The 22,368-nt window shown below is 69.4% G+C and carries 21 protein-coding genes and 1 pseudogene; 15 read left to right on the top strand and 7 right to left on the bottom strand.

Annotated elements, in window-relative coordinates:
* Nucleotides 1-683 precede the first annotated feature (683 nt).
* Nucleotides 684-1,148 (bottom strand): DUF3093 domain-containing protein, encoded by a 465-nt coding sequence (locus ACFV9M_RS19290; RefSeq protein ID WP_385070585.1) that lies wholly within the window; start codon nt 1,146-1,148, stop codon nt 684-686.
* Nucleotides 1,149-1,206: 58 nt separating this feature from the next.
* Here ACFV9M_RS19290 and ACFV9M_RS19285 point away from each other — a divergent pair, with 58 nt between their 5' ends.
* The 6 genes and pseudogenes from ACFV9M_RS19285 to ACFV9M_RS19260 all read left to right on the top strand — a co-directional run bounded on the left by ACFV9M_RS19285 (nt 1,207) and on the right by ACFV9M_RS19260 (nt 4,997).
* Nucleotides 1,207-1,791 carry a PaaI family thioesterase gene (locus tag ACFV9M_RS19285; protein ID WP_385070588.1) on the top strand — a complete coding sequence of 195 codons (585 nt, stop codon included), beginning with the start codon at nt 1,207-1,209 and terminating at the stop codon, nt 1,789-1,791.
* Nucleotides 1,788-2,339: a dUTP diphosphatase gene (gene dut, locus ACFV9M_RS19280; protein WP_385070591.1), complete on the top strand. Its 552-nt coding sequence runs from the start codon at nt 1,788-1,790 to the stop codon at nt 2,337-2,339. Before ACFV9M_RS19285 ends, dut begins: the two co-directional genes overlap by 4 nt.
* Before the next feature lies 1 nt (nt 2,340).
* The gene (locus ACFV9M_RS19275; protein WP_385070592.1) at nt 2,341-3,105 is read left to right on the top strand and encodes a DUF3710 domain-containing protein; all 765 of its coding nucleotides are present in this window, start codon (nt 2,341-2,343) and stop codon (nt 3,103-3,105) included.
* Nucleotides 3,106-3,486: 381 nt separating this feature from the next.
* A pseudogene (locus ACFV9M_RS19270) lies at nt 3,487-3,708 on the top strand (hypothetical protein); the annotation flags it as partial.
* Nucleotides 3,709-3,836: 128 nt separating this feature from the next.
* Complete coding sequence (locus ACFV9M_RS19265) at nt 3,837-4,235, top strand: OB-fold nucleic acid binding domain-containing protein (RefSeq protein ID WP_385070595.1); 399 nt, start codon at nt 3,837-3,839, stop codon at nt 4,233-4,235.
* 3 nt (nt 4,236-4,238) lie between these two features.
* Nucleotides 4,239-4,997, top strand: coding sequence for a DUF3159 domain-containing protein (locus tag ACFV9M_RS19260; RefSeq protein WP_385070598.1), 759 nt, complete (start codon nt 4,239-4,241; stop codon nt 4,995-4,997).
* Nucleotides 4,998-5,206: 209 nt separating this feature from the next.
* Here ACFV9M_RS19260 and ACFV9M_RS19255 read toward each other — a convergent pair whose 3' ends face one another.
* Both ACFV9M_RS19255 and ACFV9M_RS19250 read right to left on the bottom strand, forming a co-directional pair.
* A complete protein-coding gene (locus ACFV9M_RS19255) occupies nt 5,207-5,884 on the bottom strand; it encodes a potassium channel family protein (RefSeq protein WP_385070601.1) in 678 nt (225 codons plus the stop codon).
* Nucleotides 5,884-6,552 (bottom strand): potassium channel family protein, encoded by a 669-nt coding sequence (locus ACFV9M_RS19250; RefSeq protein ID WP_385070603.1) that lies wholly within the window; start codon nt 6,550-6,552, stop codon nt 5,884-5,886. The genes ACFV9M_RS19255 and ACFV9M_RS19250 overlap by 1 nt, the downstream gene beginning before the upstream one ends.
* Nucleotides 6,553-6,946: 394 nt before the next feature.
* On the opposite strand from ACFV9M_RS19250, the gene ACFV9M_RS19245 reads away from it, so the two are divergent.
* The 6 genes from ACFV9M_RS19245 to ACFV9M_RS19220 all read left to right on the top strand — a co-directional run bounded on the left by ACFV9M_RS19245 (nt 6,947) and on the right by ACFV9M_RS19220 (nt 14,113).
* The gene (locus tag ACFV9M_RS19245) at nt 6,947-9,064 is read left to right on the top strand and encodes an APC family permease (protein WP_385070606.1); all 2,118 of its coding nucleotides are present in this window, start codon (nt 6,947-6,949) and stop codon (nt 9,062-9,064) included.
* A 139-nt stretch (nt 9,065-9,203) separates the two neighbouring features.
* Nucleotides 9,204-10,559, top strand: a complete 1,356-nt coding sequence (locus ACFV9M_RS19240) for a class I SAM-dependent RNA methyltransferase (protein WP_385070608.1) — start codon at nt 9,204-9,206, stop codon at nt 10,557-10,559.
* 47 nt (nt 10,560-10,606) lie between these two features.
* Entirely contained in the window at nt 10,607-11,392 is a 786-nt protein-coding gene (locus ACFV9M_RS19235; RefSeq protein WP_385070611.1) for a hypothetical protein, read from the top strand.
* Nucleotides 11,389-12,675, top strand: a complete 1,287-nt coding sequence (locus ACFV9M_RS19230) for an MFS transporter (RefSeq protein WP_385070613.1) — start codon at nt 11,389-11,391, stop codon at nt 12,673-12,675. Before ACFV9M_RS19235 ends, ACFV9M_RS19230 begins: the two co-directional genes overlap by 4 nt.
* Nucleotides 12,676-12,834: 159 nt before the next feature.
* Complete coding sequence (locus ACFV9M_RS19225; RefSeq protein ID WP_385070616.1) at nt 12,835-13,692, top strand: IS5 family transposase; 858 nt, start codon at nt 12,835-12,837, stop codon at nt 13,690-13,692.
* Nucleotides 13,693-13,708: 16 nt separating this feature from the next.
* Nucleotides 13,709-14,113 carry a hypothetical protein gene (locus ACFV9M_RS19220; protein WP_385070619.1) on the top strand — a complete coding sequence of 135 codons (405 nt, stop codon included), beginning with the start codon at nt 13,709-13,711 and terminating at the stop codon, nt 14,111-14,113.
* A 788-nt stretch (nt 14,114-14,901) separates the two neighbouring features.
* On the opposite strand, the gene ACFV9M_RS19215 is transcribed toward ACFV9M_RS19220, so the two are convergent.
* From ACFV9M_RS19215 to ACFV9M_RS19205, 3 genes are all read right to left on the bottom strand, one after another.
* Nucleotides 14,902-15,057, bottom strand: coding sequence for a hypothetical protein (locus tag ACFV9M_RS19215; RefSeq protein ID WP_385070622.1), 156 nt, complete (start codon nt 15,055-15,057; stop codon nt 14,902-14,904).
* A gap of 17 nt (nt 15,058-15,074) precedes the next feature.
* Nucleotides 15,075-18,125 (bottom strand): glycosyl hydrolase, encoded by a 3,051-nt coding sequence (locus ACFV9M_RS19210; RefSeq protein ID WP_385070625.1) that lies wholly within the window; start codon nt 18,123-18,125, stop codon nt 15,075-15,077.
* 245 nt (nt 18,126-18,370) lie between these two features.
* On the bottom strand, nt 18,371-18,493 hold the full coding sequence (locus tag ACFV9M_RS19205; RefSeq protein WP_385070628.1) for a hypothetical protein: 123 nt from the start codon (nt 18,491-18,493) through the stop codon (nt 18,371-18,373).
* Between ACFV9M_RS19205 and ACFV9M_RS19200 the strand changes: the two genes are divergently transcribed.
* A complete protein-coding gene (locus tag ACFV9M_RS19200) occupies nt 18,488-18,787 on the top strand; it encodes a hypothetical protein (protein WP_385070631.1) in 300 nt (99 codons plus the stop codon). The two genes, ACFV9M_RS19205 and ACFV9M_RS19200, sit on opposite strands and share 6 nt — an antisense overlap.
* Before the next feature lie 489 nt (nt 18,788-19,276).
* Here ACFV9M_RS19200 and ACFV9M_RS19195 read toward each other — a convergent pair whose 3' ends face one another.
* Entirely contained in the window at nt 19,277-20,002 is a 726-nt protein-coding gene (locus ACFV9M_RS19195; protein WP_385070634.1) for a dienelactone hydrolase family protein, read from the bottom strand.
* Between the two features lie 666 nt (nt 20,003-20,668).
* Between ACFV9M_RS19195 and ACFV9M_RS19190 the strand changes: the two genes are divergently transcribed.
* Together ACFV9M_RS19190 and ACFV9M_RS19185 are read left to right on the top strand one after the other, a co-directional pair.
* Nucleotides 20,669-21,265 carry an ATP-dependent Clp protease proteolytic subunit gene (locus tag ACFV9M_RS19190; protein ID WP_385070715.1) on the top strand — a complete coding sequence of 199 codons (597 nt, stop codon included), beginning with the start codon at nt 20,669-20,671 and terminating at the stop codon, nt 21,263-21,265.
* Between the two features lie 62 nt (nt 21,266-21,327).
* Nucleotides 21,328-21,984: an ATP-dependent Clp protease proteolytic subunit gene (locus ACFV9M_RS19185; protein ID WP_385070637.1), complete on the top strand. Its 657-nt coding sequence runs from the start codon at nt 21,328-21,330 to the stop codon at nt 21,982-21,984.
* The last annotated feature ends 384 nt before the right edge of the window (nt 21,985-22,368 follow it).

The raw sequence follows: 22,368 nt of genomic DNA, 5'->3' as shown, positions 1-22,368 counted from the left end.
CGGGCGAGGGATTCGCGCGGCGCGGGGGAGGGATCTGCGCGGCGCGGGGGAGGGATTCGCGCGGCGCGGGGGAGGGATTCGCGCGGCGCGGGCGAGCATTTGCGCGGCGCGGGCGACCGGTGTGCCTTCGCCGCCGTCCGCCGTCCAGGCCGCGGACCACTGCCTCCCGGCGCTGTCTGTCGTGGGCGCTGTCTGTCGTGCGGCCCGTCGCGCCTTGGCCCGTGGCCCCGAGCGGCCGACTGTCGTGCGGCCTGTGGCGCCCTGATCCGTGCCCCCTGGCGCGCCGACTGTCGTACGGCCCGTCGTACGGGCCCGTCGCGCACTGGCTCGTCGCCCGAGCGCCGTCTGTCACGCTGCCCGCACTGCCCCGGCCCGGCCGCCCCAGCCGCCGTGCGCCGTGGTGCCCGCCGGGAGTTTCTACGCCCCTCGCGCCCCTCGTGCCGCCTGCCGCGTTCCGGCCTCCGCCTCGGTGCCGTACGCCGTGCTGACCGCGCGCGGGCGGTGGCCCGCCAGGTGTCCCTGCGCCGCTGCCCTCCAGGGGCGCCCGCATGCCCGGTGGGTGCCGTATGCCGCGCTGATCGCGTGCGGCGCAGGGCGCGGCGGGGCCGGGCGTAGCGACCGGGCGCGGCGACTTCGCGCGGCGATCGCGCGCGCGGCCCGCCCGGCGGTGTCCCGTCGGCGTACTACGCCGCCGTCTCCCGAGCCGCCCGCAGTGCCTCGGCCAGGCGTTCCGGCTCGCGCGTCGACAGGTACAGGTAGGGGGTCGGATCGTCCGGGTCGGTGACCTCCACGCGCAGCGCGGTCGGGATGTAGGCGCGCAGCAGGAGGAAGGCGCGGGTGTCGGCCTTGTACGTGCGCCAGGCGCGCGCCTCCTCGCGGTCCAGGACCTCCGCCTCGCCCAGTGCCGTCACCGGCACCTTCGCGTCGCCCGCGATCAGGGAGTCCCCCACGACCCGGATGCGCACGGAGCCGTAGGAGCTGGCCACGACCGCCGCGAAGGCGGTGCCGCCCACCAGGCCGCCGAGCAGGGGCAGGGTGCCGAACGGCAGCAGGATCAGGGCGAAGGAGACGCCCACGAGGAACGAGACGAACCACCACGAGCGGGGGGCGGTGAGGCGTTCTTCGTACGGGGTGGCGGAGAGCTGCATGGAGCCAAGCTTGGCACGGTGACCGGTATCGGCCGACGCGCGGGTAAGGTCTGCGGCTGTGAGTGGTACTTCCGCAGCTCTTCAGCCTCCGGCCGACGCCGTGAAACCGGTTCGGCACCCCGATGCCCCCGCGCCCGGCGAGCTTCTCGGTGCCCACTACGAACAGTGTTTCGGTTGTGGCGGCGCGCAGTCGCACGGGCTGCACCTGGAGGCACGGGCCGGCGAGGGAGTCGCCGTCACCGCGGAGTTCACCGTGCGTCCCGCCCACCAGGGCGCGCCCGGTCTGGCCCACGGCGGTGTCCTGGCCAGCGCGCTCGACGAGACGCTCGGCGCGCTGAGCTGGCTGCTGCGGACGATCGCCGTGACCGGACGGCTCGAGACGGACTTCGTGCGGCCCGTGCCCGTCGGCACGACACTGCACCTGGAGGCCGAGGTGACGGCGGTGGCCGGGCGGAAGATCTACTCGACCGCCATCGGGCGGATCGGCGGCCCCGACGGGCCCGTCGCCGTCCGTGCCGACGCGCTCTTCGTCGAGGTCAAGGTGGAGCACTTCGTCCACCACGGCCGCGAGGAGGAGATCCGGGCCGCCATGAGCGACCCGGACCAGGTCCGGCGCGCCCGCGCCTTCGAGGTGAACCCGTGAGCCGTCCTCCCCTGAACGTGCAGATCCGGCGCGTCGACCCCGACGTACCGTTTCCGGCGTACGCGCACCCCGGTGACGCGGGGGCCGATCTGCGGACCACCGAGAGCCGGGAGTTGGCGCCGGGGGAACGGGCGGTCCTGCCCACGGGGGTGTCCATCGCGCTCCCCGAGGGGTACGCGGCCTTCGTGCACCCTCGTTCGGGGCTCGCCGCCCGGTGCGGCGTCGCCCTCGTGAATGCCCCGGGGACGGTTGATGCCGGGTACCGTGGGGAGATCAAGGTGATCGTGGTGAATCTCGACCCGCGCGAGTCCGTGCGGTTCGAGCGCTTCGACCGGATTGCGCAACTGGTCGTCCAGCAGGTCGAGAGGGTCCGCTTCCAGGAGGTCGCGGAGCTTCCCGACTCGGTGCGGGCCGAGGGGGGCTTCGGGTCCACCGGTGGCCACGCCGCGGTGGACGGCGGGAACGGCACAAGCGGTCAGGCCGCCGTGGGCGGCGCGACGGGTGGGAATCGATACGCTTCGGTCGTATCCGACCGGGAAGGACAGTGACGTGTTCGGACGTCGCAAGAAGAAGGGTGCCGCCGAGGACGCGGCCGGCGAGGCCGAGCAGGTCGTCGACAGTGTCGACACTGAGGCGGACGAGGCAGAGGGCGAACGCGAGCGCGTCCGGCTCGAGCCGGAGCCCCGGCCCGACGGGCCCTGGGACAGCTCGGAGGTGCGTGACCCCGCCGAGGGCCGGGTGGACCTGGGCGGGCTCTTCGTGCCCGGGGTCGACGGCATGGAGCTGCGGGTAGAGGTAGCGGGCGACGCGATCGTCGCGGCCACCGTCGTACTGCGCGACAGCGCCATCCAGCTCCAGGCCTTCGCCGCGCCCAAGCGCGAGGGCATCTGGGGCGAGGTGCGCGAGGAGATCGGCTCCGGCATCACCCAGCAGGGCGGCATCGTCGACGAGGTCGAGGGTCCGCTGGGCTGGGAGCTGCGGGCCCAGGTGCCGGTGCAACTGCCGGACGGCACCGGCGGTTTCCACGTCGTGCGGTTCGTCGGCGTGGACGGCCCCCGCTGGTTCCTGCGCGGTGTGATCTCGGGCCAGGGCGCGGTGCAGCCGCAGGCCGCCGGCCTGCTCGAGCAGATCTTCCGGGACACGGTCGTGGTCCGCGGCGACGGCCCGATGGCCCCCCGCGACCCCATCGTCCTCAAGCTCCCGAACGACGCCCAGATGGTCCCCGAGGGCGTCCAGCAGGAGGAGGCCGGATCCCGCTTCTCCGGCGGCATGGGCCAGCTCCAGCGCGGACCGGAGATCACCGAGGTCCGCTAGGTACCGGGCGTGCCCGGCGCCCGGTCCACCGGGCGTTGTGGCCGCAGAGCTCTCCGGAAAGGGCCGCACCCCCTGGGGTGCGGCCCTTTCCGCCGTTCCTCCGCCTCTCCCGCTCTCCCCGCCGCGCGGACCCTTGACGCGCGATTGGTCCGTACCTACGGTCTCCGCTCAACGCCTGGTTCATAAGGACGCTCTGTGTTCACATATGAGAACAAAGTGTGCGGAGAACCGCCTTGCTCGTGACCGTCACCGCCCTGCTGCTGGCCGCCCTCACGGCACCGGCCACGACCCACCGCGCCCAAGCCGCCCCCGCCGCCTTCGTCCACCCCGGGGTCGACGAGCGGGAGGACGCCCTCGCCGCCTACACCCACGCCACGCCACGCCAGGTACGAGCTCGGCACGGCCGTCCCGGGCTGGCTGTGCGGCGGCTCCCTGCACACCGGCCTCGGCCCGGTCACCGAGGTCGGCTGCAACGCCCTGCACAACCGCCTGGGCATCGCGATGACGAACACCGAGGCCCTCACGCTGCGCAACCGCCCGGCGGGCAGCAACAACCTCTTCGTCGACTGGGAGACGCTGACGCACGGGGACAGCACCGTGTGACCCGGGGACAGGCGTGTGACACGGGGACAGGCACGGCGTGGCCCGGGGACAGCACCGTGCGAACCGACCCGCCCGGCGGCCCGGCAGGCGGGTACGGTCGTGACAGTGCACCCCGGTACGCTTCTGGTATGAGTGCTGTTCCTCGTTCCGAAAAGCCGGCAGGCCGGTTCCGGCGCATGCTCGACCGGCTCTCCTCGTCGCAGGAGGACCTGGAGTCCGAGGAACTGCGGGAGGACGCGGACACCGCCGGCTGCATCAGGATCGGAGACTGCCAGGACCGGCAGATCGTGACGGTTACTGGTACCTTGCGCACGGTCACCCTTCGGCCGCGCGCCGGAGTCCCGGCCCTGGAGGCCGAGCTCTTCGACGGCACGGCCGCGCTGGACGTGGTGTGGCTGGGCCGGCGTTCCATAGTCGGGATAGAGCCGGGGCGCCGCCTCATCGCATCGGGCCGGATCTCCATGAGCCGGGGCCGCCGGGTGCTGTTCAACCCCAAGTACGAACTGAGACCCCTCGGTAGGGAGTAGCCGGTGACGTCGCTCGACAAGCCGACCGAAGACACTCAGCAGGACGACGCCCGCACAGTGACGGAGGCCGCGCTGTTCGAGGCGTTCGGCGGGGTGCGGGGCATGGTCGAGACGGTGCTGCCCGGCCTGCTCTTCGTCACGATCTACACGATCAACAAGGACCTGCACATGTCCGCGATCGCCGCGCTCGCGGTGTCGCTGGTCCTGGTCGTGGTCCGTCTCGTCATGAAGGACACCGTGAAGCACGCCTTCAGCGGTGTCTTCGGTGTCGCCTTCGGCGTCGTCTTCGCGATGATGACCGGCAACGCCAAGGACTTCTACCTGCCCGGCATGCTCTACACGCTGGGACTGTCGCTGGCGTACCTCGTCACGACCCTGTGCGGGGTGCCGCTCCTCGGGCTGATCCTCGGGCCGGTCTTCAAGGAGAACCTCTCCTGGCGCACCCGCAACCCGGGCCGCAAGAAGGCGTACGCCAAGGCCAGTTACGCCTGGGGTCTGATCCTGCTCGGCAAGTGCGCCATCCTCTTCCCGCTGTACTGGTGGGCCGACACGACCCAGTTCGGGTGGGTGCTGGTCGCGCTGAAGATCCCGCCGTTCCTGCTGGCCGTGTGGCTGACGTGGGTGTTCCTGGCGAAGGCCCCGGCGCCCATCGACGTGTTCGCGGAGATGGAGGCCGCCGAGAAGGCGGAGGAGGAGCGCAAGGCGACGGCCGCGGCGGAGCGGGGCGAGACCGAGAGCGGGCGTCACCGCCGCGGGATGTAGGTTCCGACGCCGGTTCCGGAGCCGGAGGTGCCTGGCCCGTTCCGGCAGCCGCTCGCCGCTCCTGTGCCCCCAACGCCTGTCGCCCGGCCTCCTGAGGCAAGCGAGAGGGCGCCCCCGGAGTCCGGGGGCGCCCTCGTCGTCGTATCTGTCCCCGAAGGGACGTCGTATCCGTCCCCGAAGGGAGTCCCCGAAGGGAGTCCCCGAAGGGATCAGCCGTGGGTCTCCTGCCGCCGCACCGACAACAGGTCCTCCAACTGCTCCTCCCGCGCCGGCGCGGCCACGAACAGCAGTTCGTCACCGGGCTCCAGCGAGTCCTCACGGGACGGGGTGAGGACGCGCGTGCCGCGGATGATGGTGACCAGGGAGGTGTCCTCGGGCCACTCGACATCACCGACCTGGGTGCCGGCCAGCGCCGACTCCTCGGGCAGGGTCAGCTCGACGAGGTTGGCGTCGCCGTGGCTGAAGCGGAGCAGGCGGACCAGGTCACCGACGCTCACCGCCTCCTCGACCAGGGCCGACATCAGACGCGGGGTGGAGACGGCGACGTCCACGCCCCAGGCCTCGTTGAACAGCCACTCGTTCTTCGGGTTGTTGACACGGGCGACGACGCGCGGGACGCCGTACTCGGTCTTCGCCAGCAGGGAGACGACCAGGTTGACCTTGTCGTCGCCCGTCGCGGCGATCACGACGTTGCAGCGCTGGAGCGCCGCCTCGTCCAGGGACGTGATCTCGCAGGCGTCGGCCAGCAGCCACTCCGCCTGCGGGACGCGCTCGACCGAGATGGCGGTCGGCGCCTTGTCGACGAGCAGGACCTCGTGGCCGTTCTCCAGCAGTTCGCCCGCGATCGAGCGGCCCACGGCACCGGCCCCGGCAATGGCGACCCTCATCAGTGACCGCCTTCCTTCGGGCCCTCGGCGAACGACGCCTCGACCTTCTCCACCTCGTCGGTGCGCATCATCACGTGCACCAGGTCACCCTCCTGCAACACCGTCTGCGAGGTCGGCAGGACCGCCTCTCCGAGGCGGGTGAGGAACGCCACACGGACGCCCGTCTCCTCCTGGAGCTTGCTGATCTTGTGGCCGACCCAGGCGGCGGAGGCGTGCACCTCGGCGAGCTGGACACCCCCGGTCGGGTCGGTCCACAGCGGCTCGGCGCCCGAGGGGAGCAGACGGCGCAGCATCTGGTCGGCCGTCCAGCGGACCGTGGCCACCGTCGGGATGCCCAGGCGCTGGTAGACCTCGGCGCGGCGGGGGTCGTAGATGCGGGCCGCGACGTTCTCGATGCCGAACATCTCGCGGGCCACCCGGGCGGCGATGATGTTGGAGTTGTCGCCGCTGGAGACGGCGGCGAAGGCGCCGGCCTCCTCGATGCCCGCCTCGCGCAGGGTGTCCTGGTCGAAGCCGACCCCGGTGACCCGGCGGCCGCCGAACGAGGAGCCAAGACGTCGGAAGGCGGTGGGGTCCTGGTCGATCACGGCGACCGTGTGCCCCTGCTGCTCCAGGGTCTGGGCGAGAGCGGAGCCCACTCTGCCGCAGCCCATGATGACGATGTGCACGACCGTCCTTCCGAGGTCAAGTGTTGCTGACTTGGCTGTATCAGGGTCTCAGACCGCCGACCAAGCTACACACGTGCGGTCGGTGGACGGCACCCCCGTGCACGGTCGGCGGGCTCAGCGACGGCTGATGCTCCAGAGGCTGAGGACGGTGAGAACGCCGAGGCCGACAAGGGTGCCGGCGGCACCGATCAGCTCCGCGGTCACGTGCATGGAACCTCCAGGGGACGGCAGCGGGCGGGGGATTGTCATATAGGCATGGCGATCGCTCCGGTCGCACACTCCGTAGCCGCGCCGTGGCTGATTTCACCCGGGAGGCAGACGCGGTACGGCTTCACCCGGTCGACCCCGGGGGAGGGTGGGCGGCCCGGTGTTCGAAGGCATACGATCCACTGTTGTGTCCAAACTGACCGACGTGCCCAAGCGGATTCTGATCGGGCGCGCACTGCGCAGTGATCGGCTCGGAGAAACGCTCCTGCCGAAGCGCGTCGCCCTACCCGTTTTCGCCTCCGACCCCCTCTCCTCCGTGGCCTACGCGCCCGGGGAGGTGTTGCTGGTCCTGTCCATCGCGGGTGTGTCGGCCTACCACTTCAGCCCGTGGATCGCGGTCGCGGTCGTCGTCCTGATGTTCACCGTGGTCGCCTCCTACCGGCAGAACGTCCACGCCTACCCCAGCGGCGGCGGCGACTACGAGGTGGCCACCACCAACCTCGGCGCCAAGGCCGGCCTCACCGTCGCCAGCGCCCTGCTCGTCGACTACGTCCTGACCGTCGCCGTCTCCATCGCCTCCGGCATCGAGAACCTCGGCTCCGCGGTCCCCTTCGTCGTCGAGCACAAGGTGGCCTGCGCGGCCGCCGTCGTCGTGCTGCTGACGCTGATGAATTTGCGGGGCGTCAAGGAGTCCGGAAAGCTCTTCGCGATCCCGACGTACGTGTTCGTCGCGGGCGTCTTCATCATGATCGCGTGGGGTGCCTTCCGCGCCCTGGTCCTCGACGACACCATGCAGGCGCCCACGGCCGAGTACACGATCAAACCCGAGCACCAGGGGCTCGCCGGATTCGCCCTGCTCTTCCTGCTGCTGCGGGCCTTCTCCTCCGGCTGTGCCGCGCTCACCGGCGTGGAGGCCATCTCCAACGGCGTGCCGGCCTTCCGCAAGCCCAAGTCGAAGAACGCGGCGACCACGCTCGCCCTCATGGGCCTGCTGGCCGTCACGATGTTCTGCGGCATCATCGTCCTGGCCCTGGTCACCGACGTCCGCATGGCCGAGAACCCGGCCGCCGACCTGATGAAGAACGGCGTGGCCGTAGGCTCCGACTACGTCCAGAACCCGGTGATCACCCAGGTCGCCGAGGCCGTCTTCGGCAAGACCAGCTTCTTCTTCGTGGTCCTCGCGGCGGCCACCGCCCTGGTGCTCTTCCTCGCGGCCAACACCGCCTACAACGGCTTCCCGGTGCTCGGCTCCATCCTCGCCCAGGACCGCTACCTCCCGCGCCAGCTGCACACCCGCGGCGACCGTCTGGCCTTCTCCAACGGCATCGTGCTCCTGGCCGGTGCGGCGACCCTGCTGATCGTCCTGTACGGCGCCGACTCCACCCGCCTGATCCAGCTGTACATCGTCGGTGTGTTCGTGTCCTTCACGCTCAGCCAGACCGGCATGGTCCGCCACTGGAACCGCCACCTGGCGACCGAGACCGACCCGGCCAAGCGCCGCCACATGATCCGCTCGCGCGCGATCAACACCTTCGGCGCCTTCTTCACCGGCCTGGTCCTGATCGTCGTCCTGGTCACCAAGTTCACCCACGGCGCCTGGGTCGCCCTGCTCGGCATGGTGATCTTCTACGGCACGATGACGGCGATCCGCCGCCACTACGACGGCGTCGCCGCCGAACTCGTCGCCCCCGACGGCCCCAGCGACGACAGCGTGCGCCCCTCCCGCGTCCACTCGGTGCTGCTGATCTCCAAGATCCACCGGCCGACGCTGCGCGCCCTGGCCTACGCCAAGCTCATGCGCTCCGACACCCTGGAGGCGCTCACCGTCAACGTCGACCCGGCCGAGACGAAGGCGCTGCGCGCCGAGTGGGAACGGCGCGGCATCGAGGTGCCGCTGAAGGTCCTGGACTCGCCCTACCGGGAGGTCACGCGACCGGTCATCGAGTACGTCAAGAGCCTGCGCCGGGAGTCGCCGCGCGACGCGGTGTCCGTGATCATCCCCGAGTACGTGGTCGGCCACTGGTACGAGCACCTGCTGCACAACCAGAGCGCGCTGCGGCTGAAGGGCCGGCTGCTGTTCACGCCGGGCGTGATGGTGACATCGGTGCCCTACCAGTTGCAGTCCTCCGAGGCGGCGAAGAACCGGGCCCGCAAGCGGCAGGACTGGAACGCCCCCGGCTCGGTACGGCGCGGACCCGCGACGGAGGACCGGACGAGGGAGCCGTCGGGCTCGGGAGCTCTTGGCCCCAAGGGGCCGTCGGGTTCCGCCGGCGCCTCGGGCCCGTCGGACTCCTCGGCCTCGTAGCCGGGCCCGACCGGCTCGTACGGACCGGCCGGCTGGTACCAGCCGACCTGGCTCGTGGTGAACGGCCGGACGACAGCCACGTAGACTGGTGGGCTGTTGTCCGGCCGTTCCTCGTTCGACGTTGTGGAGTCACCCCGCCATGCAGGCAGAACCGAAGAACTCGCAGGCGGGCTCGTTGGAGGGCTCGCTGGTGGGCGAGGAGTACGAGGTCGAGATCGGCCCGGTCGCCCACGGCGGCCACTGTGTCGCCCGTACCGACTCGGGGCAGGTCCTGTTCGTCCGGCACACGCTGCCCGGCGAGCGGGTCGTGGCCCGGGTGACCGAGGGCGAGCAGGGTGCCCGCTTCCTGCGCGCCGACGCGGTGGAGATCCTGGAGGCCTCCAAGGACCGGGTCGAGGCCCCCTGCCCCTTCTCCGGCCCCGGCCGCTGCGGCGGCTGCGACTGGCAGCACGCCAAGCCGGGCGCCCAGCGGCGGATGAAGGGCGAGGTGATCGCCGAGCAGCTGCACCGGCTCGCGGGCCTCACGCCCGAGGAGGCCGGCTGGGACGGCACGGTGATGCCGGCGGAGGGCGACAAGCTGCCGGCGGGCCAGGTACCGCAGTGGCGCACGCGCGTGCAGTACGCGGTGGACGCCGACACCGGCCGGGCGGGGCTGCGCCGGCACCGCTCGCACGAGGTCGAGCCGATCGACCACTGCATGATCGCCGCGGAGGGCGTCAGCGAGCTGGGCGTGGAGAAACGCGACTGGAGCGGCATGGCCTCGATCGAGGCGATCGCGGCGACGGGCTCGCAGGACCGTCAGGTGATCCTCACCCCGCGGCCGGGCGCACGCCTGCCGATCGTGGAGCTGGACCGGCCGGTGTCGGTGATGCGGGTCGGTGAGAAGGACGGCGGCGTCCACCGCGTCCACGGCCGCCCCTTCGTCCGCGAGCGCGCCGACGGCCGTACCCACCGGGTCGGCAGCGGCGGCTTCTGGCAGGTCCACCCGAAGGCCGCGGACACCCTGGTGACCGCCGTCATGCAGGGCCTGCTGCCGCGCAAGGGCGACACGGCCCTCGACCTGTACTGCGGCGTGGGCCTGTTCGCGGGCGCGCTCGCCGACCGGATCGGCGAGAAGGGCGCGGTGCTCGGCATCGAGTCCGGCAAGCGCGCCGTCGAGGACGCCCGCCACAACCTCGCCGACTTCGACCGGGTCCGGATCGAGCAGGGCAAGGTCGAAAGCGTCCTGCCGCGGACCGGGATCACCGAGGTCGACCTCATCGTCCTGGACCCGCCCCGCGCGGGCGCCGGACGGGCGACGGTGGACCACCTGACCTCGCTCGGGGCACGGCGGATCGCGTACGTGGCGTGCGACCCGGCGGCCCTGGCACGGGACCTGGGGTACTTCCGGGACGGGGGGTACCGGGTGCGGACGTTGCGGGCGTTCGATCTGTTTCCGATGACCCATCATGTGGAGTGCGTCGCGATCCTTGAACCGGTCTCGAAGGGCTCCTGACCTGCGGTTTTGTGTGTGCGCATTATGTGCGGTGTGGGCGTTACGGGATGAAGGACCGCCCGTCCCTGGGAAGCCGCACCGATGGCCCCAATCTGCTCGGCGGGGAGACGACACACGGCGTCACAGTCGACCTGCCCGCGACCGACACGGCGGCGGACTGGTCCGTCCAGGCCCTGACGGCGCTCGGGCTCGGAACACGGCCCTGGTTCGACGGCGGCGACGTGGTCCTCGACCTCATCAGCCCGGGACGCGACCTGCCGACGGCGCGGGACTGGGACCCGCTGCGCGCGGTCGGATTCCACGCCTGTGCCCACCCGCTGCGCATGCCCTCAACCACCCCGGGCGACGACCCGACCGAGCAGGCCGCTCGCCTGCTGGACGCCGTCCCCGACGCGGGCGTCGGTTATCTCGCCGCCCGCTGGTCCGAAGACCCGGACATCCGCGCGACCATGGCGGACCTGCCGCGCGCCGAACTGTCCTTCAACTACGTCGGCGCACTCCTGAACACCGACACGGGCCGGGACGACACCACCCTGTTCGCCGTAACCGACCAGCTCGGCCCCGCGGGCAATGAGGAGGCCGATCGCTATCACCTGGTCGCCGTCGTCTTCGAACACGACGGTGAGCAGGGGGTGTTCACCTGGAAGTACGATCCCCGGGCCGTCGACGAGGACGCGGTGCGCTCCGTGGCGAAGGAAACGGCCGCCCACTTCGAGCGGCTCGTGCGAGGGCCGGACAAGGGCGGAGCGGCGACGGTCGGCATGAGCCTCGCGGAAGTAAACACGATGCTCGCGAACCTGACCCGCGAGCGCAACACGGAAGGCCCCCGATGACCACGACGGACACCCCCACCAAGCGGCCCCTGATCGCTTTGGTTGCGGCGAACTACTTGTCCTGGATCGGAAACACGATGACACTCGTCGCTGTTCCGCTCTACGTCCTCGACATATCCGGCAGCGCCGCAGAGGCGGGGGCGGCGGGCTTCGCCGGGGCACTGCCGATGATCATCGCCGGGCTCGCGGGCGGAGTGATCGCCGACCGGGTGGGGGCGCGGCGCACCAGTGTGTGGGCCGATGTGCTGGCCGGCGTCTTCATGGCCGCGGTACCGCTGCTGCACAGCACAGTCGGGCTCGCGCTGCCCGCCCTGATGACACTGCTCTTCCTCCGGACGCTGGCCGACGCGCCGGGCGCCGCGGCGCGACTGTCCCTGCTTCCCCGCGTGACCGCACTGGCCCAGGTCCGTTCGGAGACGGCCAATTCGCTGTTCCACTCGGCGCAACGGGTCGCGTTCGTGGTCGGCCCACCGGCGGCCGGTGTGCTCGCGAGCATCACCGGCCCTGCCGCGGTCCTCTACTTCGACGCCCTGACCTTCCTGCTGTCCGGCCTGTTCATCGCGATCGCGGTGCCCCGAACGCGCCCCGCCGCCGCGGAGCAGGGCCAGGACCAGGACCAGGGCGAACGGCCCGGACTGGTGCGGGAGGTGAGCGAGGGCGCGCGGTACATCCTGCGGACCCCTGTCCTCGCCGCGATCATCAGCGTGGTGGTGTGCACCAACTTCCTCGACGACGCGCTCACGCCGGTGCTGCTGCCTTTCTACAGCCGGGAAGTGCTGGGCAACGCCGACCTGGTCGGCTGGCTGCTCGCCGCCAACGGAATCGGCGCCGTGGTGGGTTCCTTCGGATATGCCCCAGCCAGCCGCCGACTTCTGCGCAACCGCTGGGCGACCTTCGTGGGCTGCTTCGCGTTGATCTGCGTCGCCCGCCTCGTGATGGTGCTGGAACCGGGCTTGTGGCCGATGCTCCTGGTGACCTTCGCGATCGGACTCGCCAGCGGGCCGATCAACCCGCTCGTCACCGGAGTCGTCGAACGTGCCACGCCGGAGCGGATGTTGGGCCGCATCTGGGGCGCCGTCATGGCCATGGCTTTCGCGGCCGCACCGATCGGCATCTTCCTCAACGGCTGGCTCACGGAACAACTGGGCCTGCGCACCACGCTGGCTGTCTTCGGCGGCCTGTACGTCCTGCTCATCGCGTACGCCCTGACGAACCGGGCACTACGGCGGCTCGCCGACGAGACCAAGGAGACCCCTGACGAAGTGCAGTCACCGGCGCTGTAGCCCCGGAATCGCGGTGTAGGCCCTTCCCCCGCCGGAGTGAACGCATGTTCACTCCGGCGGGGGAAGGGCCGGAGTCTAAGTGGGTGTTCTGCGAGTCGTCGTGACCGGTTGTCCGGTTTGAGGGGTTGCGGTTGACCGCTTCTGCGGTGTGCTGGAGACGTGGCTGAGCGGCAGCCGTACCCGAGCGATCTGTCGGATGAGGCATGGGAGTTGATCCGGCCGGTCATCACGGCCTGGAAGGGACAGCACCGCTCGGTCAGCGGCCATGAGGGCCGGTACGAGATGCGGGAGATCGTCAACGCGATCCTGTACCAGGCCCGGGTCGGCTGCCAGTGGCGCTATCTGCCGCACGACTTCCCGCCCTACACCGCGGTCTACTACTACTTCGGGCTCTGGCGCGACGACGGCACTGACCAGACCATTCATGACCTGCTGCGCTGGCAGGTCCGCGAGTCCAAGGGCCGGCACGAGGACCCGTCCGCGGTCGTGATGGACTCCCAGACCGTGCACGTCTCGGTCAACGCCCCGAAGAAGACGACCGGACTGGATCCGGGCAAGAAGAGCCGGGGCCGCAAGCGGGGCATCGCCACCGACATGCTCGGTCTGCTCATTGCCGTGATCGTGGTCGCCGCGAGCGTGCACGACAACGCCATCGGGATCACGCTGCTGGACCAGGTGGCCGCCGACAACCCCGGCGTGGTCAAGAGCTGGGTCGATGCCGGGTTCAAGAACGCCGTCATCGAGCACGGCCGGTCACTGGGCATCGACGTCGAGGTGGTGTCGCGTGATCCGCAGACCAAGGGATTCGCCCCGGCACCGAAGCGGTGGATCGTCGAGCAGACCTTCGGCACCCTCATGCTGCATCGGCGCCTTGCCCGCGATTACGAGACCCTGCCGGCCAGTTCGGCGTCCTGGATCCGCTGGTCGATGACCGACGTCATGACCCACCGGCTCACCGCCAGGACCACTCCCACCTGGCGCGGCCCGCCACCGGCCCGCCTGCCCGGACCGGCATGAACGCGTGGGAGTGAGCATGCAGGAGTTCCTGACGCAGATCGAGATCCGCGAGGCCGCCGGCCGTGATCTCGCCGAGCGGCTCCGCAGCCAGATCGCCGAGCTCACCGCCCAACTCGCGGCCGCCGAACAGGCTCTGGAGCGACTGAAGATCACCAGGGAGACCATCCTGGAAATCGTCCCGGACCTTCCCGGCGGTCTCGCTCCGCTGCCTTCGGCCTACCGCCAGATCCTCGCCCTTTTCGAAAGCACTACGGACGGACTGCACCCGAAGGATGTCTGTCTCGCCCTGGATACCGGCATCGAACCCCGTCACGTCGAAGGCATCCGCGCCAAACTGAAACGCCTGGTCAACCGAGGCATCCTCACCGAACCCGAGCCCGGTCTCTTCCAGCTACCGCAGCCCGTCCAGCCCCCGGACTGAGCGCGGCGAAAGCTCACAGAACACCCACTCAGAGCCCTGCCGGGTTTGTGGAGAGGCTAGACGGGTTGAGCGGACGGCCAAGACAAAGGCCCAGGCTTGGCAGCCGTGGCAGCTGGTGCATAGCCTCCCAGCAGCCCGGAGTACGGCCTCAGCGCTCTGCGGCTGTGACGCTCATTTGACGCTCTGGGCGACCAACAGCCCCCTGGCGGGACCGCAAAACCCGGTCTGACCTGCATGTTCTCCCACGTTGGCGCAACGTGACATCTTTCCGATGACGCATCATGTGGAGTGTGTCGCGATCCTTGAACCGGCCGAAAAAGGCCGCTGACCTGCTCTTTTAGTCGATGTGCATGATGTGCGACATGGGCGTTACGGGCGATGTCTTGACGCTCAATTGACGCTCTCCGAGGTGTCTTGACGCTCGTTCTGATGGGACGTCAGGTGGATACTGGGGTGCCGACCTGGGTTGCGGCGTGGGCTGAACGCCGTGCGTGGGCTGAACGCCGTGCGTGGGCGGTTCCGCTCCTGCCCGAGGGGTAGCGCGCGCCGCCGCGGCGGTCCGGGCCGCCCTTGACCGCTTGGCGCGGACCCTGACGGTCGATGTGGTGGGTTGTAGGCGCCGAGGTCGCTGGACCTGCCGGACTCACGGGCTGTCCTGGCTGTTCGTGACGCTCACTCGACGCTCTGGGTGTCAGAAAGGTCACTCAAGGGAGGCGCAGGGCAGCCTTGACCTGCGTGTTGAAGGTCACTTCGCCGCCGGACCAGGTGATGAAGGTGTTCTTGGCCAGCTAGGCCGTGCGGTCGGCCTCCGACAGCGCCGTCAGGTACTTCGTGGCGGAGCGCTGGAGGCAGGTCTTCAGCAGGTATTCGTCGTAGTTGCGCGCTGTGAGCGGTCCGAAGCCCTCCCGTGCAAGGCGCTGGGGGTGCACACCGATGGTGTGCACCCCCAGCCGTGTGGTGATCAGTTGACCCTGGTGATGCCGTAGGGAGTCAGGGTGACGGGTCCGACGAGGCCGTTGGCCTGCGCGGTGCGGGTGGACAGTGCGCTGGAGAGGGTGCGCAGTCGGTTGATGAGGGTGGTCGAGACGCGGACGGTGAGGGTGTTCCTGCCGGCGTGCAGGTAGGCGCCGATGTCTGCGGTCGCGTTGAGCTGGTTGACGGCGGTGACCTTGGTGCCGTTGACCGTGAGGGCGTACGAGTCGGTGACCTGGCCCAGGTCGAGCCGGGCCCCGGTGCCCTTCTTCCAGGTGGCGGGCAGAGTGACGGTCGTGGTGTAGGTGCCGGTCCCGGAGGTGTCCTTCAGCTCCGGGATGTCGGTCCAGGGCCGGAGTTGGTCGATGTCGACGTGGACGGTCTCCTTGCTGGTCTTCGTTCCTGCCGTGCCGGTGGTGCCGTAGGCCGCGGCGGGTTGCCAGTCCTGGACGTCCAGGCTCCAGGAACGGGTGGTGAGGTCGCTCGCGGAACCGGGGGAGGCGACGGTGGTCCTGACGGTGCGTCCGTTGCTCAGACGCGTGGTGTAGGTGCCCGCCTCCGCGGCTTCCACGGCGAGGCTTCCGTCGGCCAGGACCGTGGCCGCGTCGGCGGTGGTGGACACCACGTGCGGGGCCTCGCCGGTGTGGGAACGGGTGCCGGTGAAGCGGCTCGGATCGCGGGTGAGGGCGATGACCTGGCTGTCGTCCCCGGACAATGACACGTGCACGGTGACGCTCTCGCCCTTGGTCGTGTACTGGGCGATCGGAGTGACGGCACCGGTCCAGGTGTTGAGCAGGTACGGGACGCCACGGCCCTGCAGGGTGACGTCGGTGTCGACCGGCTTGGCCGAGGTGTTGGGGTCGAAGAGGGTGGCGGGCTCGTCGTCCTGGGTGACCGAGCCCTGGTTGTACAGCCAGTAGAAGTCGGTGTCGGCGTCGGAGCGGTGGACGGAGACGATCGGACCGGGGGTGGCCGGCTCCGCGGACGGTCGGATGCCCAGCCGCTGGAGCAGGCCCGGTACCGCGGCTTCGGACGTCACGACGTGTACCGACTTCTGCTTGAGCAGGGAGGCGATCACGGGCTGGAGATCGTTGTCGCCCTTGGCGTCCAGGCCGGGAACGGTGCCGGGAGCCGTGCCCACCACGATCACCGGAAGACCGGCCTCGGCGTAGGAGAGGATCTTCTTGGCGGTGGCCACCGGGATGCTGGTGCGCGAGGGCGCGGAGGTGGGCAGTTGCTCGCTGTCCAGGACGAGAGCCTTGTAGGCCGGGCCGTCCGTGGCGAGACGCTTGTTCTTGACGGTGGCGTTGGGCAGGTTGAGCAGGGTCGGGTTGACGTAGTCGCGGGTGTAGCCGTGCTCCGCGAGGGCCGGGTCGGACCAGTACTGCAGGTCGTTCTGCGTGTAGGGCTGCGGGTACACGTAGTTCTGCATGTAGACGGCGACGTCGGTCTTCGCCTCGCCCTGGGTGAGGACGAGCTGGTTGCGGGCGAAGTAGTCGTTGTACGCCTTGGCGTCTGCCGCCCAGTTGGGGTTACGGGGCCCCCAGGAGCCGGAGAAGCTGGACGGGAACAGCGAGTAGCCCGGCCACACCGACGAGCTTCCCGTGTCGGAAGGGTAGGTGTGGTAGACGAGCTTGGTCACGCCGCCGGCGAACGCCTTGTTCATCCGGATGACCTGGTCCTGCAGGGTCTGCGCATACGCCTGGTTCAGCGCCGCCGACCCCTCGATGGAGTACCACTTGTTCCCGGTCATGTGGTTGGCGGAGGCTTCGGGGAGGTAGTTGTCGACCTCGTCGCCGAACCAGAGGGTCTCGGTCTCCGGCCGGTCCAGGTTCGCCGCGGCCTGGATGGAGTCGACCGCCGCGCCGTTGTCGCCGTAGGGCTGCAGTCGTACGGCGTAGTTGTAGGTGCTCTTCGCCCACTTCTTCAGGGGCGTGACGTGGTTGTCGAGCCACAGGTCGGTGCGCACCTGGTAGAAGTCGTTGCGGAACTTCGCGGACGTCTTGCTGTCGAACTGGAAGGCGGGTGTCGCCCCGCCGAATCCCGAGCTGGGCAGGTTCACCAGCAGAGGCAGGTAGTCGGTGAGGGAGTAGCCGGTGGCACGCTTGAAGTCGGACGCCATGGAGTTGCTCCAGGTGTCCGTGGGACTGCCGCGGTCCGCGCTGTGGGAGTCGTAGAGGAAGTCGCCGCCGTTCGTCCGCATCAGCTGCCTGACGGGTGCGAAATGCTTGTCCATGTTCCCGGTCAGCAGGTTCGTGCCGGCCTTCGTCAGCAGGTCGGGCTGCGCCTGCACGCCCACGCTCCAGAAGGCCAGGAGCTGCCAGTCGGCGCCGGCCGGGGCGGACCAGTCGAGGGTGCCGGTGGTGGTGCCGCCCTGGACGCCCTTGGTGTTCGTGCCCTTCACTCGGCCGGTGAGATCCACGACGGAGTCCTTGTCGAGGGTGTTCTGGCCGCTCGTGGAGCAGGTACCGGCGCACCGGAAGGCGAGGACGGAGACGAGTGTGGTGCGGTTGGTGGTGTCCGGCTTCGGCAGCGCACCCGAGAACGCCTTGCCACCGCCGACGACCGAAACACCGTAGGCGAGTTGCTTGCGCGCCTGGTCATCGTCGATGGAGAAGCCGTCCGGAGCGTCGACCGGACCGTGCGACAGACTGAGCGTGATGCCGAGGGAGTTGGCGGTCCGGTACAGCGCGGCGAGCTGGTCGATGGCGGGAAAGGAACCCTGACCGATCTCGGCGCCGGCGATCCCGGCCGTCGCCATCTCCTTGAGCTCACCCTGTAGTTCGCCGGTGGACGCGCCGGGAGCCAGGGTCCAGCGGACCCAGGGGCGGTCCGCCGAACCAGGGTCGCTGAAGTTGGCGGCGGTCAGCCGTGCCCCCAGGCCGGCGGAACCGGCTTCCCTTGCGGCACCGTGCGTGCCCGCAGCACTGCTCGGGACCGTGATTCCTACACATAGGGCGCCCAGCATGGCCAGGGCCGCCGACAGCGGTATCCCAGTGCGGCGCCCGGACGGCAGACGTCTACCTATCAACGCAGTCACGCCTTTCCTGTCATCGGCCCCATTGCCGACGCTGATTGAATCGATTCAATAGTGAACCGAGCCTTCCCGCAGAGATGCTCTGCGGGATGTCCGAGACAGTAGGTACGCTTTTCGGCCGGGTCAACCCATGCGGCAGACGTATTTGTTGTCGCGGTGTGGTGCGGAGGCTTCTGTTCGGGAGGGTCGGGAAATTGAACCTTTTCAAACGAGGATGGCCCCGCTTCCGGCCGTGCGCTTCGCGTCTGTCACACGAGCGGCTCTGTTCCGTAGTCGGTGGTGAGGCCGGCGTTCACGGCGGCGCGGTCGAGTTCGAGGCCGTTGCGGAAGCCGTACCGCCGGAAGGTTACGCGGCTCCGCTCCTCGTGCATGCCGAGGCATTCACCTGGTACGTGGCAGGACCGGGCGTCGAGATCAATCCCCTCGGCAGTTTCCACGACCACCCCGGCTCCCACGCCGACCTGCGTATCGCGACGGTCCGCCTCACCGGTCACAGCGCATACGATCTCGCTGCGGATCATGCGCAGATCGCCTGGAGCGCCCGCGACGGCCGCCCGTACGCCGCCCTCACGTGCCTCAACGGAGTCGAGCGGATCTTCGCCGGCCAGGCACGCTTCGACCCCCTGACGTCCCAGCGCCAGTTCGCTCTCCTCTGCCTTCAGTAGCCGTCTGGTTCTCGGCCCGCAGACGGGCCAGCTCCTCGGCCCAACTGGGCACGGAGCCGCACGGCGGTTCGGGCGCGGACCGGCCGGCGTCCTTGCGGACCCATGTGCGCAGCGTCTCCCGTGCACTTACCGGCGGACGCGCGGTACAGCGCGACGGCATCTTTCCGGAACTTCTCCGGATACGGAGACTTGCGTCCCACCTGGGCATCCCTCCCTGGACGAGCGAGATCCATCAGCAGGGTGTCGACTCCAGAAGGTCAGCCTCACTCGTCTCCGCCGGCTCCAGGCCCTCGGCCACCAAGTGGCCCTCACCCCGACAGCAGCCTGACTGACCCGTTCCACCGACATTCGTTCCGCAAGCGGCCCGGATGCTACCGCCTGCCGTCCCGATATCGATTTGCCGATCAGCGTCCCGACACCCACCTCAGTCGCGCCGTCTGATTGACAGAGCCCACAAGGGCTTCCCGCCGAGGGAAGGCCCCCTGTGCGTCATTCCGCCAAGGGCAAGCACTCGGTGAGCAGGTCGACGACGTCGCGCCAAGCGCGCTGTGCGTGCCGCGGGTGGTGGGCGACGCCGGGGACCACCGGCTGGTCGACGGGGGGGTGGTGGAAGGCGTGCACGGCGCCGCCGTAGAGCACGAGACGCCAGTCGACACCCGCGTCCTGTATCTCGGTGGCGAACGCCTCGCGCTGTGCCGGAGGCATGATCGGGTCCTCCGATCCGACCCCGGCCCACACCGGGCACCGGATGCGTGCCGCCTCGCCCGGTCGGCCGGTGGTGAGTGCGTTGACTGTGCCGATCGCCCGCAGGTCGACGCCGTCGCGGCCGAGTTCCAGCGCGATCGCACCCCCGGTGCCGTAACCGATGGCGGCGATTCGGTCGGGGTCGGTGCGCGGTTCGGCGCGCAGGATACCGAGGGCCGCGTGGCCGATGTCCCGCATCCTCCGTGGGGCGCAGAGCAGAGGGGTGACGCGCGCCAGCATCTCCTCGGGGTCGGTGAACCAGCGTCCGCCGTTGATGTCGAAGGCCAGTGCCACATAGCCGAGTTCGGCCAGGGCGTCGGCGCGGCGCCGCTGGAAGTCGTTCAGCCCCGGTCCCTCGGGGCCGATCAGGACCGCGGGCCGACGGCCGCTGCCGGCCGGGAGCGCGAGGTGGCTGACCATGGTCAGGCCGTCGGCCGGATAAGTGACCGTGCGCGTCGTAACCGTCGTCATGCGAACAGACTGTAATGACCACGGAGCCTGTTCCGGACGGCTGCTGCCACCGAAGGTGAGGGCTCGGTATACGTCTGACGTGCAGTCTTCCTTGGCGGATTGCCGCCTGTGGGTCGACCGGACGGCTGACGTCGCTCGCGTACCGGTGTTGACGCAGAGTCAGAAAAGAGGGGGCAGTGAAACACCGGGGTCGGCATTCCTCTTGCGTGGGTCTCGTGATCACGAAGTCGCCATCGGGGAACGGGCAGTGCGTTGTTCGTGGGCGGGTGATCGCGTCCGGACCGTCCGGCCTTTCCGGGCCGGCGTTTCGTTCTGGCTTGATCCAGGCGCCGATTATTCCCCTATGTGCCCATGAATGAGTGGGCGGGCTCGCGGCCCGGGCCTTCTTTCGACCGGGAGAGGGGAGATGTATCCCCCCTAATTTCAAGCCACTTGGGTGCGGTGCGCGTTCTCTGCTCTCAGCGAAGCGCTCGCCTTTTCCCAACCGTGCAGGCTGAAGCACGTGTTAGCTTCACAGTGCGTGAGGTGGGGCGAGCGCACCTGCCTCTACGCCTGGTGGGCACCGGATTGACGGACGGAGTCCTAGCCCCGTCAAAGGTGCCGCGCGCGAACAAAGGAGTGAAACAGATGAGCAATCGGCAGTTACCTCTCGAAGCACAGCAGACGATGCCCTATGCCCGCGCCAACGGTGACGCCATTGGCGTGGATGCGGTCTACAACCGCCTTCTCGACGACCGGATCATCTTTCTGGGCAAGGAAGTCGACGACGAAATCGCCAACCGCATTACCGCGCAGATGCTGATGCTCGCCTCGGATCCGACCCGTGACATCTACCTGTACATCCACTCGCCCGGTGGCTCGGTCACCGCAGGCATGGCTGTATACGACACGATGCAGTACATCAAGAACGATGTCGTGACCATTGCGATGGGATTCTGTGCCTCCATGGGGCAGTTCCTCCTCACCGCCGGTACGAAGGGCAAGCGTTTCGCGCTGCCGCACACCAAGATCCTGATGCACCAGCCCTCGGCGGGCCTCGGGGGCTCGGCCTCCGACATCAAGGTCTACATGGACCAACTGATCCGCACCAAGCAGGAGATGGCCGAGCTCATCGGCCACCACTCCGGCCAGGACGCCGAGACGATCACGCGTGACTCCGACCGGGACCGCTGGTTCACCGCCCAAGAGGCCAAGGAGTACGGCCTGATCGACGAGGTCCTGTCGTCGGGCGACAATCACCCCACCCTCGGATCGATCGCCTAGCCGCCTTCCTGACCGGCACGCTCGGCCATCCCCCAGAAGGGCCAAGTCCAGTGAGCACGTCCATGTCCACCCCAGCGGCGGGTCCGTCCGGATCCGGCCGTCTGCGCCCTGAAAGCCGCTACGTGACGCCGCGCTTCGTCGAGCGCACCGCGCAGGGCACCAGGGAGTACGATCCTTACGCGAAGCTCTTCGAGGAGCGTGTGATCTTCCTCGGCCACGAGCTCGACGACGTTGTGGCGAACGACATCATGGCCCAGTTGCTGTGCCTTGAGTCCCTGGATCCGCAGCGGGACATCTCCATGTACATCAACTCGCCCGGTGGCGACCTCACGTCGCTCACCGCGGTGTACGACACGATGCAGTTCGTGCAGCCCGACATCCAGACGGTCTGCCTGGGGCAGGCCAACTCGGTGGCCGCCGTGGTCCTGGCTGCGGGTACGTCCGGCAAGCGCCTGGCGCTACCAGGGGCCCGGGTCGTCCTCAGTCAGCCGCACAGCCCCGGCAGCCAGGGCCAGGTCTCCGACCTGGTGATCCATGGCCGCGAGGTGCAGCGCCAGCGAGAGCTTGTCGAGGGGTTCCTCGCCCGCCACACCGGCCGTGATGTCGCCAAGGTCCACGAGGACATCGAGCGCGACCGCGTGCTCACGGCGGAGCAGGCACTGGCGTTCGGGATCGTCGACCAGGTGGTGACCCCGCGTTCGGTCGCAGGGGTCCGCTGACTCCTCCCGTTCCTTCTGCGCTGCCGGCGCCGGCCCCATAGACCGGGGCCGGGCGCTTGAGCGCTGTGCACCATTCCGAACACCGTGAGCCCGGCGCAAGCGAAGAAGTATCTCGCCGGGCTCATTGGCATGTCCGAAATTCGTGAGTGTTCCGGAAACTGGCGGCAGCTTTGCTTTCCCGTGGGTCGGCGACGCAATTTCAGAAGTTCCTACGAACCGCCAGCCATCCCGTCGCGATGTTCGAGTTGAGTAGGGGTGCCGGACGTCAGAGTTTCCATCAGACGACTTCAAGCCGCTGGGCGAACTGCGTTCGGCAGAGTCCTGACCATTACGCCGCGTTGGCCAGGGATTCAGCGGTTGCGCAGCGCATGATTCACGCCACTG

Source organism: Streptomyces sp. NPDC059895, assembly GCF_042731035.1.
Classification (GTDB): domain Bacteria; phylum Actinomycetota; class Actinomycetes; order Streptomycetales; family Streptomycetaceae; genus Streptomyces.
This window is presented reverse-complemented; position numbering and strand designations above follow the sequence as displayed.

Coding starts and splice junctions, on each gene's coding strand:
- ACFV9M_RS19290 (WP_385070585.1), bottom strand. CDS start 1,148: ATGCAGCTCTCCGCCACCCCGTACGAAGAACGCCTCACCGCCCCCCGC.
- ACFV9M_RS19265 (WP_385070595.1), top strand. CDS start 3,837: ATGAGTGCTGTTCCTCGTTCCGAAAAGCCGGCAGGCCGGTTCCGGCGC.
- ACFV9M_RS19255 (WP_385070601.1), bottom strand. CDS start 5,884: ATGAGGGTCGCCATTGCCGGGGCCGGTGCCGTGGGCCGCTCGATCGCG.
- ACFV9M_RS19240 (WP_385070608.1), top strand. CDS start 9,204: ATGCAGGCAGAACCGAAGAACTCGCAGGCGGGCTCGTTGGAGGGCTCG.
- ACFV9M_RS19235 (WP_385070611.1), top strand. CDS start 10,607: ATGAAGGACCGCCCGTCCCTGGGAAGCCGCACCGATGGCCCCAATCTG.
- ACFV9M_RS19230 (WP_385070613.1), top strand. CDS start 11,389: ATGACCACGACGGACACCCCCACCAAGCGGCCCCTGATCGCTTTGGTT.
- ACFV9M_RS19220 (WP_385070619.1), top strand. CDS start 13,709: ATGCAGGAGTTCCTGACGCAGATCGAGATCCGCGAGGCCGCCGGCCGT.
- ACFV9M_RS19205 (WP_385070628.1), bottom strand. CDS start 18,493: ATGCACGAGGAGCGGAGCCGCGTAACCTTCCGGCGGTACGGCTTCCGC.
- ACFV9M_RS19195 (WP_385070634.1), bottom strand. CDS start 20,002: ATGACGACGGTTACGACGCGCACGGTCACTTATCCGGCCGACGGCCTG.
- ACFV9M_RS19190 (WP_385070715.1), top strand. CDS start 20,669: ATGCCCTATGCCCGCGCCAACGGTGACGCCATTGGCGTGGATGCGGTC.
- ACFV9M_RS19185 (WP_385070637.1), top strand. CDS start 21,328: ATGTCCACCCCAGCGGCGGGTCCGTCCGGATCCGGCCGTCTGCGCCCT.